Origin of the sequence: Acinetobacter sp. YH01008 (assembly GCF_013420435.1) — a bacterium.
Taxonomy (GTDB): Bacteria; Pseudomonadota; Gammaproteobacteria; order Pseudomonadales; family Moraxellaceae; genus Acinetobacter; species Acinetobacter pseudolwoffii.
Genome location: NZ_VOYD01000020.1, coordinates 15,317 through 31,061, shown reverse-complemented (window position 1 = coordinate 31,061; position 15,745 = coordinate 15,317). Strand labels below are relative to the sequence as shown.

Here is a 15,745-nt window from a genome sequence, read left to right as displayed (position 1 = left end):
CAACTTTAACAGCATGATGTAATGAGGCTATTATGGGCAAGAATGTTGTGGTACTTGGTACCCAATGGGGCGACGAAGGTAAAGGTAAAATCGTCGACCTGCTCACAGATCAAGCGGCAGCGGTAGTTCGTTATCAAGGCGGACATAACGCAGGTCACACTCTTGTGGTTGGTGGTAAGAAAACTGTCTTACACCTCATTCCATCAGGTATTTTACGTGAAAACGTATTGTGCTTAATTGGTAACGGTGTTGTTCTTTCTCCTGAAGCGCTCATCAAAGAGATGGATATTCTTGAAAAAGAAGGCGTTCCTGTTAAAGAACGTTTACGCATTTCTCCAAACTGTCCATTGATTCTTCCGAACCACATCGCACTTGATCAGGCGCGTGAGAAAAAACGTGGTAATGCGAAGATTGGTACGACAGGTCGTGGTATCGGTCCTGCATACGAAGACAAAGTAGCGCGTCGCGCAGTACGTGTTGCTGACCTGGTACGTGGTGGTGAACATCTTACTGCTCAGTTAACTGAACTTCTGGATTACCATAACTTCCAGCTTACTCAATACTATGGTGTTGAAGCAGTTAAGCTAGAAGACGTACTGGCACTTTGCGACGAATGGCGTAAGGTTGTTGCGCCGTTGGTTGTAGACGTAACAACTGAACTGCATAACTACCGTAAAAACGGTGACAACATCATGTTTGAAGGCGCGCAAGGTTCACTTCTTGACGTTGACCATGGTACATACCCGTATGTGACATCTTCAAACACCACTGCTGGTGGCGTAAGCTCAGGTTCAGGTCTGGGTCCTTTGCACCTTGATTATGTACTGGGTATTACCAAAGCGTACACTACGCGTGTCGGTGCAGGCCCATTCCCAACGGAATTGGTTTATGACGCTGCAAACGATGTGGGTGATGCGGTTGGTAAACACCTGGGTACCATTGGTAATGAATTTGGTGCGTCTACTGGCCGTCAACGTCGTTGTGGCTGGTTCGATGCTGAAATTCTACGTCGTTCAGTAGATGTAAACTCACTGTCTGGTATTTGCCTGACTAAACTTGATGTTCTTGATGGTTTAGAAGAAGTGAAAATCTGTGTCGGTTATGAAGCTGCAGATTCTGGTTGTGTCGGTTCTTCCGATGCGCTTGCATTCGAAACTTTAAAACCAATTTACGAAACAATGCCAGGCTGGTCTGAGTCAACTTTCGGTGCAAAATCGCTGGATCAGTTGCCACAAGCTGCATTGAACTATGTAAAACGTCTTGAGCAACTGATTGAATGTCCAATCGACATCATTTCAACCGGTCCAGACCGTGAAGAAACTATCGTTCTTCGCCACCCGTTTGATGCTTGATCTTCATTTGATTAAAGCTTGAATGATAAAACCCATCTCCGGATGGGTTTTTTATATCCAAAAACTATAAATTTGGCTCAAGACTAAAGTTGCATCGGTGCTGTGACAAAATGTGCTTTAACATAGCCATATATAAAGAAAGAAAAAATGAGTGAAAGGATGCAAAAAAATATATCGGCGACCATGTTTTATTCATTGTTATTCGCGATGGGCGGGGCGCCAACAATTGCCATGATGATTATTCGCGCGCAAACCCAAAATCCTGAGGTGATTTATGCGGCGCTGATTGGTCTGAGTGTCATTATCGCCTGTATATTAGTGCCTATTATTTTATTGCAAAACGCCTATTTATTTTTTAAACGTAAAGATGAAATTCTGGAACAAAAAATAAAACCCTTAAGTCAGGTTTATCTGGGCTTGAACATTATCTGTCTGATTTATTGGCTGGCGATACAGTACTTGGCTTAAAAATTACAGAATTTATAAGAAGATGGAGTAATTAAGCGTTTAGCTCCTGTATGCTTTCACTTATAATTTTTACAATGTAAATTAAGCTTGGGCTAAGGTAGAGTTGATTATAATGAAGAATAAATTTTTATTGGGTATGGCGGCTGCCGCAGCCGTGACATTGTCGGGTTGTACCACTATTGCGGATATTGCTGGGGCTGATTCTGCGACCTTAAATGCATCTGCGACACAAAGCTATAATGCCATGGTGACTGATGCCAGAAATAAAGGTCAACTGGACACCAGTTCAGCGACCTATAAACGTATTAATACCGTATTTAACCGTTTAAAGCCGATTGCGAACCAAATGAACCAGACTGGTACAGCATTCCAGTGGCAATTGGCTGTGCTCAAGTCCGATCAGGTTAATGCCTTTGTTGCACCGGGTGGTAAAGTGGTATTTTATACCGGTATTGTGAATAAGCTGAATCTGACCGATGCTGAAATTGCAGCAATTATGGGTCATGAAATGGTACATGCCTTAGAAGAGCATTCTAAGCAGAAAATTGGTGCCCAGGCGCTCACCGACCTGGCTTTAGGCATTGGTCTGAATGCAGCTGGTGTGGGCCAGGGTGGCGCAGCAGCAGCGCAATTAGGAAGTCAGATCGGGATTGGCCTGCCATACTCGCGTAATCTGGAAAGCCGTGCTGACCAGGGTGGCTTGATGCTGATGGCACGTGCAGGTTATAACCCGAATGCAGCGATTACCTTGTGGGAAAAAATGAACAAACTCGGTGGCAGCAATGGCGCAACCTTCCTGTCTACGCATCCATCGAACAGCCAGCGTATTGGACAAATGCGTCAACAGTTACCAGCAGCCATGCAGATTTATAATCAACGCAAATAATCCAGCGATTATTCTCTAAAGGGATCTCTTGATCGGATTGAAACAGCAGGGCCATGGTCCTGCTTTTTTATTCTCCATTTTAAAATGAATATTTTGGCGGCAATAAAAAAGGCAAAGTTTTCACTTTGCCTTTTTTACACTCGATCAGAAGATCTTAGTGCTGGTGACCACCTGCACCGTGTACATGACCGTGATCTAATTCTTCTTGAGAAGCTTCACGAATCGATACAATTTCAACTTCGAAAGTCAGGTCTTGACCAGCAAGCGGGAAGTTCGCATCTACAACAACATTGTCGCCTTCAACTGCTTTAACAGTTACGATTTGCACGCCGTCATCAGTTTGAGCTTGGAACTGCATACCTGCTTGAATGTTGTCTACGCCTTGGAACATTTGCGCAGGAACTTCTTGTACGAGGTCAGGGTTATATTCGCCATAACCTTCAGCAGCAGGAACATTAACAGTGAATTTTTCACCCACAGTTTTGCCTTCTAACGCGTTTTCTAAACCTGGGATGATGTTACCTGCACCGTGCAAATAGGCAAGTGGTTCACCTTGAGATTGGTCGAGAGTTTCACCCTCTGCGTTAGTCAATGTGTAGTGGAAAGAAACCACGAGGTTATTTGCAATAGCAGTCATGTGAATTGATCCATTCAATTTTTTAAGGGTACATCATAAAGTGAAATTGCATTTTTGTAGACTAAAATTAGCAAAAAAACGCAATTTGACAATTTTATTGACGATTTTTTCATTGATTGGGCCAAATTCTGGAATTTCAATGCAATTTCAGCTTTGGAGAGATTTTTCGTGTAACTAAATCTTTTGCAGTCAAAATACCGGCATGGGCATAACCATGAATGGCCGCCTGATGAATCCGGTATAAAGAGACATACATGGTTTTGGCGACAAAGCCTTGCACATTGACCTGACCCAGCAATTCCCCCACAGCTTTATTCTGACTTAAGGAAATCAGTGAGCCCTTGTCAGAAAATTTAAACATCGGCAAATAGCTATCTCCATTGACATGGGCTTTTAAAGCATTGGCCAGAAAGCTGGCTTGCTGGCTGGCCACTTGAGCTCGTGGGCCCAAGACGGGTTGATCTGCCGCAGGCTGGCAATGCGCACAATCACCAAATGCAAAAATACTTGGATCAGATTTGGTTTGCAGGGTGGCATAAACTTTGAGCCGATGAATATGGTCTTTTTCCATATCGTCGAGTTGTGCCAAGACTTCCGGCGCTTTGATCCCTGCGGCCCAGACTTTGATTTCAGCATCCAGACTGGAACCATCGGCAAAATAAATCTTGTCTTCATCGACCTTGGCCACTCGATGACTGGTCAGGACTTCAATACCGAACTGTTCTAACTGTTTCATGGTATTTGCAGCAACTTTAGGCGAGAGTGCAGTCAGAATACGATCCGCGGCTTCAATCAAGGTGATTTTGACTTTGTTGGGATCGACCTTGTTTAAGCCATATTGAAAGAAATTCTGTTTGGCTTCTACCAGCTCCGCTGCCAGTTCTACCCCAGTCGCACCGGCACCAATAATAGCAATATTCAGCTCACGACTTGAAGTCTCATGTTGAGCATTTAAATACAGGTGCAGCAGATCCTGCTGAAAGATATCTGCCTGCTGACGGCTGTCGAGAAAATGACAGAACTGTTTGACCCCTTCGGTATTAAAGTCATTTGAGGTTGAACCTAAAGCCAGTACCAGTGTGTCATAGCCAATACGCTGATTTTTCTTGGGCTCACTTTTTTTAGAGAAATATTCTGTTTCGACGATGATCTGTTTCGCTTCGCGATCCAGACCTGTGAATGTCCCCAAAACAAACTCATAATGATGTGCGGCAGAATGGGCAAAATAATTGGTTTCTTGCTGATGTGGATTTAAGGTACCTGCGGCGACTTCATGTAGCAGCGGTTTCCAGAGATGTGTCAGTTTTTGATCAATCAAAATAATTTGGGCTTTGCCGTTTTTACCCAGGCTATCACCCAGTTGTGTCGCCAGTTCCAGACCACCAGCGCCACCACCCACAATCACGATTTTATGTACTGTCATGCGTTCTTAACCTGTTTATTTTTTTAATAAAAATAAGAGAAATAGAGAGAAAATATACTATGGCATGTGCTAAATCGCGTCTTGATTAAAATTGTTATACACATTACAAAACGTAGCAATTCTGTGAGAGCGGGTAATAATTGCTGCGTTTCGGGCGGGGTGCCTCATTTGGGATAGATCATGAATCAGCTAGAAGGCTACATCAGCGCTTCTAGCTTGAAGAATTACTTGATATTGAGAGGATTATTGATCTAGAGGATACAGTTTTACGCCGGGTGTTGAGTCTGAAAAGAAACTGAATAAACCTTGCAGCCAGCTAAAGAACTTCTGCAACGGGTTGGCTTCTTCAATTTCGACATGATCTTCAATTTGAATGGTGCGAATTAACTGATTATTTTGATAAATCTGAATCGTGGCCAAAGGCATCATGCTGGCTAAAGGCGCAATGAGTTCAGATGCCTTCATTTCAACATTGATATGGGTCTGGGTTTCTTGAAGTGGCTCGATACTTTTTAAAGCGCCATCACCTGTATTTAGCATGACACGCTGATGCGCCTGATCAAACTGATTCAGGTCAATGCTATAGCTCTGATCATAAAGCGAGGTAGTAATAATCTGCGGCTGCTTGGTTTGCACTTTAAACATTTTTAAAGTGGATTTAATCACAGGCAACTCAGCCAACAGTTGCTGATCTTTGATCGCGACTTCATTGCGGGTATAGGTATAAGCCAGATTCATCAGTTTATGCGATATCTCAGCGCGCTTTGTGGCGCTTTTAGTGCCTAGCACTACCACAATCAGACGGCGCTTCGGCATTTCAAAGTCTGCTGTAACACGATTGGCTGTCAGCGCCAGGTTATAACCGGCCGCACGGGTAAAACCGGTTTTTAAACCATCTACGCTTGGGTCGACCTGAAGTACACGGTTGGTGGCACGATGAAAATGCTGGTTATAAGTGAAACTTGGCTGTTTGGAATAATACAGATAATCCGGGGTTTCATTCACCACCGCCATAGAGAGTCGGGCCAAATCGGCAGCAGTCGAATAATGCTCGGGCATGGTAATGCCGGCCGGATTCTGGAAATTGCTATGCTGCATGCCCAGTGCTTTGGCTTCCTGATTCATCCGCTCTACAAACTGGGGAACACTCCCCGAGATTTTCTCAGCCAGCGTCAACGCTGCATCATTGGCAGACATGATAATCAAACCCGCCAGAAGCTGATCGACTGTAATCAGATCACCTTCTTTCAGATACATCTGTGACTCATCCCACATGACATTTTTAACCACAGATGTGGCAGTTAAAACTTCATTTTTATCTAATTTTCCGGCCTCAATTTCCTTTAAGGCAATATAAGCCACCATCATTTTGGTCAGCGAAGCCGGCGCACGTTGCACATCGGCATTGTGTTCTGCAATGACTTGACCAGACTGTGAATCCAGAATAGTCCAGGCTTCAGCTTCAACGCTTTCAGGCAGAATATTGAGTAAGGCAGCATGTGAAAATGCAGAAATAAATAAGCTGAATACCGCAATCAGTGAGATGATGTATTTCAAGGATGTTCCTTAATAACCCGTCGGGCGTTGAACGATTAAATTTTCAGGCATGCTATGCCTTTTTTATACAGATAGCTAGTCGTAAATGTAGACAAATAAGACAGCTAAACCATCTTGGCTTAAAAAATGCTAAGCTAAGCTATACCTCATTTATTTTCATTTTATATCGCCCATTATGTTGCATTATCAAATCGAATTTGACGATTATCGTCAGCACCTTATTCACGTGACTGTTCGCTTTCTGGCAGACCCGACGCAGATCTTATCATTACCGACCTGGATTCCGGGAAGTTATTTGATTCGAGAGTTTTCCAAACACATTGAGGCGGTCAAAGCTTATGATGAAGATGGACGTCAACTGCAAATCCAGAAATTTGAAAAGAACAAATGGCGTTTATTCAATACCGATCATGAGCTGATTACGGTTGAATATGATGTCTATGCCTACGACCTGTCTGTTCGTGGTGCATATGTGGATCAAAACCGTCTCTATGTCAACCCGGCCTGTGCATGCTTGGGGCTAGAAGGTCAGGAAAATAAAGAGATTGAATTAGAAATCTTCCTGCCAGATGAGTTAAAGCATTTCCAACTGGCAACCGGCATGCAATCCAAAAGTCTGGTCAAGGGCCGTTTCACCCTGAAAGCCAAAAACTATGCTGAATTGATTGATGCACCGTTTGAACTGGCAGAGCAAACCCGTTTCAGTTTTGAAGCGAATGGTATTCCGCATGAGTTTGTGGTGTCCGGCAAGCATGCGATGAATGCAGCACGTATGCAGCAGGACATTGAGAAAATCTGTAGCACAGAAATCTCCATGTTCGGTTCAGCGCCATTTGCTGACTATACTTTTATGACCATGGCAACCGGAAATAGTTATGGTGGTCTGGAACATCCAAACTCGACCAGCCTGATTTCACCGCGCGATGACTTGCCGAAGGCCAATGAGCCTGAAGAACCTTCCAAAGATTATCAGCGTTTCCTCGGCCTATGTAGCCATGAATATTTCCATTCTTGGTTGGTGAAATTTATTCGCCCTGAAAATTTTGTCAATTATGATTTGAACCGTGAAGGCTATACGTCTTTGCTGTGGATCTTTGAAGGCTTCACTTCTTATTATGATGATTTGATTTTGCTACGCAGTGGCGTGATTAACCAGAAATCATATATTGCTTTATTAAAAGCGCAGATTGATCGTTACTTGCAGAATCCGGGTCGTGCGATTCAGTCGGTGTCTGAATCCAGTTTTGATGCCTGGGTGAAATTCTACCGTCAGGATGAAAACTCGAATAATGCCGGCACCAGCTATTACAACAAAGGTTGTTTGGTTGCATTGTGCCTAGACTTAGGTTTGCGTTTACGCGGTTCAAGTCTGGATGCCTTGATGCGCCGTTTGTATGAAAATGCACAAAAGGGTGTTCAGGTACATGAGCGGACGATCTTTGAATTATGCAAAGAGCTGACCGGTGATGATTGGTCAGAGCAGATTAATCACTTGATTAATACCACAGATGAATTGCCACTGGATCAGTTATTGCCTGAGTTTGGTATCGGTTATAACCTGAAAAATGACAAGTCATTGCCTTTCGGTTTAAAACTGGTAGATAAGCCGGAAGGTGTACTGGTTCAGTCGGCGCGTCGTGATAGTACTGCTGTAGTAGCTGGCCTTTCTGCCAATGATGTGATTATTGCCGTTGATGGTTTAAAAGCAACGATGAAGTTAATAGAAAGTTATGCAAAACAGGAAGGTGTTTATACCATGCATGCTTTTCGTCGTGACGAGCTAATGAGTTTTGACGTTCAGGCAGGCGGTTCTGAACTGACCGAAGTTGAATTGAAAATTGAAGATCAGGCTAAAGCTGAACAATGGTTGAAAGCCTGATTAAGAGTGACTCACTTAAACGACCGGTGTTGATACACCGGTTTTTTATTGTATCAAGTTTTGAAAATTATCTGATGATCAGTCGAGAGGTACCGCGGAACTCTGCCACAATTTGATCATGCTGATTTATCACCTGAATATCGTAAATTCCGCTACGGCCACTGCTGGCCCTATGTTCTGCTACAGCAGTCAATGTATCGCCAAGAACTGCCGGTTTTAAGTAATGAATTCCACAATGCTGACCAACAGCCGGATGTTCACCTGTATTACAGGCAATGGCAAATGCCGCATCTGCAAGCGCGAAAATCACTGCGCCGTTACAGGTCTGGTGACCCTGTAAATGTTGTTCAGTGACTTTCAGCGAAATTTTTGCGTGATTGTGACTATAAGCAACAAGGTGTGCACCAAGATGCTGGATTAATCGATCCTGATTAAACATCTGGTTGACTTGCTGATCCATTGCAAAGCTCCTTGTTTGAGATACGTTTTATTTTTAAATTCATTTAATATGAGTCATGAATAGCATTTCAGCATAAGAATAACAAGTAAAAGAATAAGGCCCAATAAGATGGGCCTTAAGTGAAAGAGCTTAGTTACCGCGATAAGTCGAATAACCATAAGAGCTCAATAACAGTGGAATATGATAATGCTCTAAAGCACCATCAATCATAAAGACCACCGGTACTTCAGGGAAGAATGTCCGCTGATTATTGGCCTTAAACCAGTCACCCGTTTTAAAGGTCACTTTATAAATACCCTTTTGCAGATTGGTATCTTTTGGATATAGCTCTTTAATACGGCCATTTTGATCTGTTTCAGCTTCATTCAGCTTGACCCATTTCTCACCTTGCTGTGCTTCCAAAGTAACTGCAATATTTGCGGAAGGTAAACCTGTTTCCTGATTCAGAACATGCACACTAAGTGGATTCTGTGCAAAGGAAAGCGTGGCTGCGGTGCTCGCAAGGGTTGCTAGCAGGATTTTTTTCATGTTGTATTCCTCAGTAGATAGAATAAAAGAAACCAATAAGACTTATTTAAATAGATTAAAGCTGTTTTAAAGTGCTTTGAATGCCGCTATTGGCACATTGATGATCCTGTTCCGAACCGCCTGCACCCGCAACACCTACAGCACCTAAAATATGATTCTGGTACATAACAGGTACACCGCCGCCGAGTAATAGCAGTTCAGGTAGGCTATTCAGGTTCTGTGCGTCCGGATTGTTCTGGGCATTGCGCATAAAATCCAGCGTGCTGGTTTTCGTTGAATACGCGGTAAAGGCTTTGCGTTCTGCTGCGATCAGGTTGTGAATGCCGACAGATTCATGGCGTTGACTAGCCAGCAGATTACCACCCTGATCCAGAACCACGACTGCTGCGGGCTTGGCCTGTTTCTGGCAGGCCAACATGACATTGCTGGCCATAAGCTTTGCTGCTTCTAGCGACATGACTGGTGCTGTTTTTAATTCTGCATGTGCCAGTGAGCTGAGTAGTAATGAGCTGCTGAACAAGGCTAGGGTTGTTTTGGCGATTGAATTTTTCATACTTGTCATTCATGCAATTGAATACTGTTGCTATTGTAGAAAGAAATACGCCAGTGCAGCATGACAATCAGATTACCAATTTGTAATCTAGGCATAGCTAAAAACAGCTAAACTACTGACATGCATATTTTAATTGTAGAAGATGAAGTCAAGATTGCTGAATATCTGGCAAAAGGACTGAGTGAGTCAGGTTATAGCACGGCCATTGCTGAAAATGGCGTGTTGGCATTGGCCTGTTTGCAGCAACAGTCATTTGATCTGGTACTGCTGGATGTAATGCTGCCAGATCTGGACGGCTGGCAGGTATTACAAACCTTGCGAACTTTTAGCCAGATTCCGGTATTGATGCTCACTGCACGCGATCATGTGCTAGATCGGGTAAAAGGCCTGGAGCTTGGCGCCGATGATTATCTGACCAAGCCTTTTTCCTATATTGAGTTACTGGCCCGGATCAAAAGTCTGTTGCGCCGTGTGCCGCGACTGGAGCAGGAGGCCTATCAGGTTGCAGGTCTGGTATTGAACCGCCTAAGGCATGAAGTATATCGTAATGAACAAAAGATCGAATTAAGCCAGAAAGAATTTGCGCTGTTGCAACTGTTGATGGAGCATCAGGGGCAGGTGATGACCCGGAGCCAGATTGCCTCCATGGTCTGGAATATCAATTTTAATACCGATACCAATGTGGTGGATGTGGCCATTCGCAGGCTGCGGAGCAAAATTGATGATCATTACACGCCAAAACTGATTCATACCGTACGCGGTATGGGTTATAAACTTGATGAATACCCATGAACAATCCTATCTTATTACCGCTGGCAACACGCTTGAGTATTGCGTTTGCATTGGTGTCCTGCGTGGTTTTTTTGAGTGTGGCGTTACTGTCTTATCAAAATATGCAACAGATGATTCAGGCTCAGCAGGATCAGGCACTGGCTGCACGTATTTCCCGAATTGAAATATTTCTTGAAGATGCCCAGAGTTTTGAGCTTTTGGTTCAGCATCCCAAATTATATGAAAACATGCTGGGGCAAGAAGATAATCTACTGCTGCTGCAACATCAGAATAATCGCTTGATTGAAATCAATCCTTTGCAGATTCATATTCCGGCATTGCACTATACCTCTGCCTTACAGTTTCAGAATAATCAGGCTGAACAGCCTTCGACACGACTGGCTTTTAAACAGGTGCAGTTTGATGGTCGCAGTTATCAACTGGTGGCTGGTAAGCAGCTGGCAGAGGGACAAAGGATACTGGCAAGCTATTTATCAAAACTGGTGCTCTATAGTCTGCTTGGCATACTGCTCTCGACCTTGATGGCCTGGCTGGCAGGACGCTATATTCTCAAGTCCATGCGCCAGTTGATGCTGGCTACAGCACAGGTCAATATTCAGCAGCCCAATCAGCACATCGATGTTCAGAGTAATACGCTTGAGGTTCAAGAGCTGCGTCAGGCCATGAACGATATGCTCGCTAATATTCAGGCTGCGTATCAGCAGCTGGCACGTTTTTCTGAGGATATTTCACACGAACTTCGCACCCCATTAAACAATTTAATCGGGCAGACACAGATTCTGTTATCGCGGTCGCGCGAACCTGCTGAGCTGGAAAATCTGCTCTATTCCAACTTGGAAGAATACGAACGCCTGAGCCAGATGATTGAAAGTATGCTGTTTATCGCCCGGGTAGAACATGGCGGATATGCGATTGAAAAACAGCGTTTCAATCTAAATGACATGCTGCAAGAATTGCTTGAGTACTTCAGCTTTCTGGCCGAAGAGAAGCAGATGCATTTAAAAGTGGATGTTCCACCAGATTTAAGTCTGACAGCCAGCACCGTATTGTTACAGCGCGCAGTCGCCAATCTGATCAGCAATGCCATTACTTATGGTCAGCCTGGGAGTGAGATTATTGTGTCTGCACAGCGACTCAACCACAGGATTAAAATATCAGTGTTGACGCCAGAAGTCTGGATTGCAGAGCAGCACCATCCGCATTTATTTGAGCGTTTTTATCAGATCGATGACAGCCGGCACGAAAAAGCCCAGACGGGTGGTCTGGGCCTTGCCATTGTACAGTCGATCATGCAGCTCCATCAGGGGCAGACAACTGTAGAAAATACACCGTCTGGCGTGATCTTTAGCCTGTCCCTACCTGATGAGCAGACTGGGTTTTAACCACGACCGCGTCCGCGACCACGAGGTGCTTTGGTATTTGGACGAGTTGTACCATTGGTACGACGTTTCGGCTTTTCGCTTTCGTCCATTTGCCAGATACGTTTGGTACCTGATTTTTTCACTGAACCATCTTTGTTCTTGCGAACCATTGGCTTACCACCCGTACCACCCGGTTTTTTCACATAAGAACGTGAACGGTATGGCTCTTCAGCAGGAACATTCTGGAAATCTGGATAAAGTAAAGGTTCAATTTCTTTGGTTTCACCCGGTTTAATATCCATACGTACAAGGTCAATATCACCAATTTTAGTACGGATTAAACGCAGTGTAGGGAAGCCCACCGCAGAGGTCATACGACGAACCTGACGGTTACGGCCTTCACAAATTGAAATCTCAACCCAAGACGTTGGGACAGATGCACGGAAACGTACAGGAGGATTACGCTCCCACAACCATTCCGGTTCAGATACTTTTTCAGCTTTGGCTGGAAGGGTCATGCCATCTTTAAGTTCCACACCTTTACGAAGCTGCTCAAGTGCTTCTTCGGTGACATCACCATCAACCTGCACCATATAGGTTTTAAACTTTTTATTGGCAGGATTGGTGATGTACTGGTTCAGACCACCGTGATCTGTTAAAAAAACCAGACCTTCTGAGTCCATGTCCAGACGACCAGCAAGACGTAAATCTTTGTCGTCGATGAAATCAGCCATGGTTTGGTGTTTTTCATCTGGGCGGAATTGGGAGAGGACGTCATAGGGTTTGTTTAAAATGACGATTTTCATAGGAAATAACTTCTATAATTACATAAACTTAAAAAATGTAGAGGCTTATTTTAAAGGGAAATTTGGTTATTTCCCGTATAAATCTCAAAAACAACGAATCTGGATTAGAATATTATGCGTTAAGAACAGTTGAAAGTATTGCCTAATTGGCAATTATTTTTAGGTTTGTCAGTAGCATTCGGAAAAATATGAAGAATAGAATATCAAAAGATCGTAGTACCTGCGGATGGTGCCAAATTACCGTTAATGCAAACCTGTCCCTCAACCTAGCAAATAATCCAATTGTCCCATGTATCAAAGGGAATGAAATTGGTGCTGATATTACACCAACGATGCAGGCTGTGGTAGATGTTGCAGTTTAAAAGCATAGAGTAGTAAGCCCTCAAATGCTTGGATCAGATAGATATCGAATCTGTCAGAAGTAAAAAAGGTTATCAAGTTAATCAAAGAGAAAAAATGGACATGACTAGAATCACCTTGAACTAAATTGTGCGTTAAACATGAACTACTAGAAAGAAGTCCTGACCTGATCATAAAGAAGATTTTAGCTATAAAAATAGCCAAAGAGCGAACATTCACGCAGTCTTGCGCTGGAGGTCAAGCGCAAGACTGCGAGCTTTTTTTGAATTTGATCATCCTACTATTGCAGATATACTTAACTCATTAAAGCCTGATTCTCCTAATTAAAACCTATATTAATCGCAGGTTTCTCAGGGGGGATTAAATTTTCTTAAATTCTGATTGATAAACGCCCAAAAGTTAAAATGAGTATCAAGCTGCAACTTTGCGTAAAGATTGTAGTGAGCCAGAACAGGATTTGTTCTGAGTTGAATCACTTAGCCAACCTATTATTACATTGACGTATTTGGATACAGCTCGATGATTGGCATATTTTCCAAAAACGTTAGAGTGATCAATGGAACTTCCAGTGATAGAGACGTTTCTCCGAAGGAGTACATAATATGGCCAAATCTAAAGCGAAACATAAGCAGGTCCAACAAAAGGACAAGCAGGACAGCGCTCAGAATGAAGAGCAACAACAGCAACAACCAGCCAAACCCTCCCGTGCAAAAAAACGTAAGTAATTCCTAGCTACCTTCCATAACAACGCCCTTACATAAGGGCGTTGTTATATCATTGATTTTATAAAAATATCATTCAAAAAATTACAAGATTACGACTTTAAATTGTGCTGTTCTGCTTAAGATAAAAACCATCTTTCTAAAATAAATGCGAATAATATTGGTGAAATTTTTTCGGATTTTAAGCTTAATTTTATCTGTATGCTTTGTCTTGACCGCCTGTCAGCCACCACCTTCAGGTGAAGCAGCAGGATGGAAAAGTCCTTATCTTTATTGGCAACTGAAAAAGACTCAATTAGAAGCACCGTTACAGATTCCGGTCGAAGGTATTACAGTCCGTCAAATTAATGATACGTGGGGAGCCGCGCGCAGTGCAGGCCGTAAACATGAAGGGACAGATATTTTTGCTCGACGTGGCACACCTGTCTTAAGTGCCACCCAAGGGATTGTACGTAAAATTGGCACCAATAATCTGGGTGGGAAAGTTATCTGGGTGACAGGGCCTGATATGAGTCAGCATTACTATGCGCATCTGAATGATTATGCTGAGCATATTCAGGAAGGCGACTGGGTGGAAGCGGGCGAAGTGATTGCCTATGTCGGCAATACTGGAAATGCCAAAAATACTCCGCCACATCTACATTACGGGATTTATCTGAGCGGGCAAGGGGCGACCAATCCATATCCTTATTTCGTGCCTTCTCCTTGAGCAGAAACTGGATGGGGTTGTGTTTCAGGAGTGAATCTGGCAGGACGGGTACACCAGAATAATTGCAATGTTCCTAATAAAAGAACAAATGCAGCTAATATGAACTGTTGATGATAGCTCAAACCAAAATATTGCAGCGCACTAAAACTGAGTCCGCCAATCAGCTGAACAGAGGCGAAACACAAGGTGGCAATGCTCCAGAGTTTTTTATACGCCAGCCCATACAGTTGCAAAATGGTATAAGAGGTCAGGAAGACCACAGCAGGGTTTAGCATGCCGGTCAAAAAGGAAGAGCTCAACGTGAGCAATGCTTGGCCCTCTAGAGTCGCAATAAAAATAGCCACAATATAAAGACTATAAAGAATTTTTAGGGCAGCAAAATTACCGAATTTTCTGGCCAGTGCATAAGCACTGAAGGCACCTAAAGCACTACCAAATCCATAAAGAATCCAGTTGAAGTTAATCCAGAACAAGCTCAATTCCAACTGCTGGCTTAAATAATCAATCCAGAAGAGCGAATGCGGTATATAGGCAAAGGCGCTACACGCGTAGACAGCCAGTAAGCTATAAAAGACGCTACTCAAAGATATCTTGGAGGTAGTCGAAGGTACTTGTACGGACAAATAAGGCTTAAATTTTTGGATAAGTCCACTTAAACATAGACAAATGAGCAGGGCAAAGCCACATAAGATCAGCCAGGCAGTCTGTATGGAAATCTGATCAAGATAAGGCAGAAACAGGGTTGCAATTAATACACCTAATCCGATTCCGCTAAAACCGATAAAGTTGATTTTAAGACGATCCTGAAGCTCACAGCACTGCGCGACTACACTCGGCGATAAGATCATCATCAGCCCGCCGCTGATTCCTGAAATCACGCGCCAGACGATATACCAAACTTCAGAGAAACCAGAAAATGCACAGCACATCAGACTGAACATACCGGCAAAAGCTGAAATTTGAATATACCTGCTCATACTGCGGTCTTGAGGCAGACGCATGGCGGTATAGGCACCGATTAAATAGCCCAGTAAATTGGCACTGCCCAAAAGCCCGGCAAAATCTGTACTCCAGCCAAAGGCTTCTCGTGTACCCGGTAACAGCGCAGTATAAGAGAAACGAAGAATGCCAATCCCCAAGCACATACTAAGGCAGAGAAACAGGCTGAGTTTAATTGTGTGTGAGGACATCCGTGTACTCATAAAGTTTTATATTTGGTTAAAAAATAACATGAATCTTCGTGATTAAGGAG

At 43.4% G+C, this 15,745-nt stretch carries 16 protein-coding genes and 1 pseudogene; 9 read left to right on the top strand and 8 right to left on the bottom strand.

What is annotated here, in order from left to right; genetic code table 11:
* Positions 1 to 32: 32 nt before the first annotated feature.
* The 3 genes from FTT75_RS11585 (at position 33) to FTT75_RS11575 (ending at position 2,706) form a co-directional block, all read left to right on the top strand.
* A complete protein-coding gene (locus tag FTT75_RS11585; RefSeq protein ID WP_005170258.1) occupies positions 33 to 1,352 on the top strand; it encodes an adenylosuccinate synthase in 1,320 nt (439 codons plus the stop codon).
* 159 nt (positions 1,353 to 1,511) lie between these two features.
* Positions 1,512 to 1,820, top strand: a complete 309-nt coding sequence (locus FTT75_RS11580) for a hypothetical protein (RefSeq protein WP_100355850.1) — start codon at positions 1,512 to 1,514, stop codon at positions 1,818 to 1,820.
* A gap of 112 nt (positions 1,821 to 1,932) precedes the next feature.
* Positions 1,933 to 2,706, top strand: coding sequence for a M48 family metallopeptidase (locus FTT75_RS11575; protein ID WP_005097433.1), 774 nt, complete (start codon positions 1,933 to 1,935; stop codon positions 2,704 to 2,706).
* A 154-nt stretch (positions 2,707 to 2,860) separates the two neighbouring features.
* On the opposite strand, the gene slyD is transcribed toward FTT75_RS11575, so the two are convergent.
* The 3 genes from slyD to FTT75_RS11560 all read right to left on the bottom strand — a co-directional run bounded on the left by slyD (position 2,861) and on the right by FTT75_RS11560 (position 6,323).
* Complete coding sequence (gene slyD, locus FTT75_RS11570; protein WP_005097432.1) at positions 2,861 to 3,343, bottom strand: peptidylprolyl isomerase; 483 nt, start codon at positions 3,341 to 3,343, stop codon at positions 2,861 to 2,863.
* A 136-nt stretch (positions 3,344 to 3,479) separates the two neighbouring features.
* Entirely contained in the window at positions 3,480 to 4,766 is a 1,287-nt protein-coding gene (locus tag FTT75_RS11565) for an NAD(P)/FAD-dependent oxidoreductase (protein WP_159138598.1), read from the bottom strand.
* 243 nt (positions 4,767 to 5,009) lie between these two features.
* The gene (locus FTT75_RS11560) at positions 5,010 to 6,323 is read right to left on the bottom strand and encodes a D-alanyl-D-alanine carboxypeptidase PBP6B (protein WP_005170266.1); all 1,314 of its coding nucleotides are present in this window, start codon (positions 6,321 to 6,323) and stop codon (positions 5,010 to 5,012) included.
* A gap of 175 nt (positions 6,324 to 6,498) precedes the next feature.
* Here FTT75_RS11560 and FTT75_RS11555 point away from each other — a divergent pair, with 175 nt between their 5' ends.
* The gene (locus tag FTT75_RS11555) at positions 6,499 to 8,202 is read left to right on the top strand and encodes a M61 family metallopeptidase (RefSeq protein ID WP_180186449.1); all 1,704 of its coding nucleotides are present in this window, start codon (positions 6,499 to 6,501) and stop codon (positions 8,200 to 8,202) included.
* Positions 8,203 to 8,269: 67 nt separating this feature from the next.
* On the opposite strand, the gene paaI is transcribed toward FTT75_RS11555, so the two are convergent.
* The 3 genes from paaI to FTT75_RS11540 all read right to left on the bottom strand — a co-directional run bounded on the left by paaI (position 8,270) and on the right by FTT75_RS11540 (position 9,743).
* Positions 8,270 to 8,662 carry a hydroxyphenylacetyl-CoA thioesterase PaaI gene (gene paaI / locus FTT75_RS11550; RefSeq protein WP_005170269.1) on the bottom strand — a complete coding sequence of 131 codons (393 nt, stop codon included), beginning with the start codon at positions 8,660 to 8,662 and terminating at the stop codon, positions 8,270 to 8,272.
* A gap of 129 nt (positions 8,663 to 8,791) precedes the next feature.
* Positions 8,792 to 9,190, bottom strand: coding sequence for a hydroxyisourate hydrolase (gene uraH / locus FTT75_RS11545; protein ID WP_100355846.1), 399 nt, complete (start codon positions 9,188 to 9,190; stop codon positions 8,792 to 8,794).
* Between the two features lie 55 nt (positions 9,191 to 9,245).
* Positions 9,246 to 9,743, bottom strand: a complete 498-nt coding sequence (locus FTT75_RS11540) for a heme-binding protein (protein WP_100355845.1) — start codon at positions 9,741 to 9,743, stop codon at positions 9,246 to 9,248.
* A gap of 120 nt (positions 9,744 to 9,863) precedes the next feature.
* Here FTT75_RS11540 and FTT75_RS11535 point away from each other — a divergent pair, with 120 nt between their 5' ends.
* Both FTT75_RS11535 and FTT75_RS11530 read left to right on the top strand, forming a co-directional pair.
* Complete coding sequence (locus FTT75_RS11535) at positions 9,864 to 10,535, top strand: heavy metal response regulator transcription factor (RefSeq protein ID WP_180186447.1); 672 nt, start codon at positions 9,864 to 9,866, stop codon at positions 10,533 to 10,535.
* Complete coding sequence (locus FTT75_RS11530) at positions 10,532 to 11,917, top strand: heavy metal sensor histidine kinase (RefSeq protein WP_100357729.1); 1,386 nt, start codon at positions 10,532 to 10,534, stop codon at positions 11,915 to 11,917. The genes FTT75_RS11535 and FTT75_RS11530 overlap by 4 nt, the downstream gene beginning before the upstream one ends.
* Here FTT75_RS11530 and FTT75_RS11525 read toward each other — a convergent pair.
* On the bottom strand, positions 11,914 to 12,702 hold the full coding sequence (locus FTT75_RS11525; RefSeq protein ID WP_005170277.1) for an rRNA large subunit pseudouridine synthase E: 789 nt from the start codon (positions 12,700 to 12,702) through the stop codon (positions 11,914 to 11,916). The genes FTT75_RS11530 and FTT75_RS11525 overlap by 4 nt on opposite strands.
* A gap of 195 nt (positions 12,703 to 12,897) precedes the next feature.
* On the opposite strand from FTT75_RS11525, the pseudogene FTT75_RS15890 reads away from it, so the two are divergent.
* The 3 genes and pseudogenes from FTT75_RS15890 to FTT75_RS11520 form a co-directional block, all read left to right on the top strand.
* Positions 12,898 to 13,061, top strand: a pseudogene (locus FTT75_RS15890) (NADP-dependent isocitrate dehydrogenase); the annotation flags it as partial.
* Between the two features lie 603 nt (positions 13,062 to 13,664).
* Complete coding sequence (locus FTT75_RS15885; protein ID WP_257224402.1) at positions 13,665 to 13,787, top strand: hypothetical protein; 123 nt, start codon at positions 13,665 to 13,667, stop codon at positions 13,785 to 13,787.
* A gap of 145 nt (positions 13,788 to 13,932) precedes the next feature.
* Positions 13,933 to 14,493 carry a M23 family metallopeptidase gene (locus FTT75_RS11520; RefSeq protein ID WP_074383288.1) on the top strand — a complete coding sequence of 187 codons (561 nt, stop codon included), beginning with the start codon at positions 13,933 to 13,935 and terminating at the stop codon, positions 14,491 to 14,493.
* Here the strand turns inward: FTT75_RS11520 and FTT75_RS11515 are convergent.
* A complete protein-coding gene (locus FTT75_RS11515) occupies positions 14,472 to 15,683 on the bottom strand; it encodes a YbfB/YjiJ family MFS transporter (protein ID WP_180186445.1) in 1,212 nt (403 codons plus the stop codon). The genes FTT75_RS11520 and FTT75_RS11515 overlap by 22 nt on opposite strands.
* Positions 15,684 to 15,745: the final 62 nt, after the last annotated feature.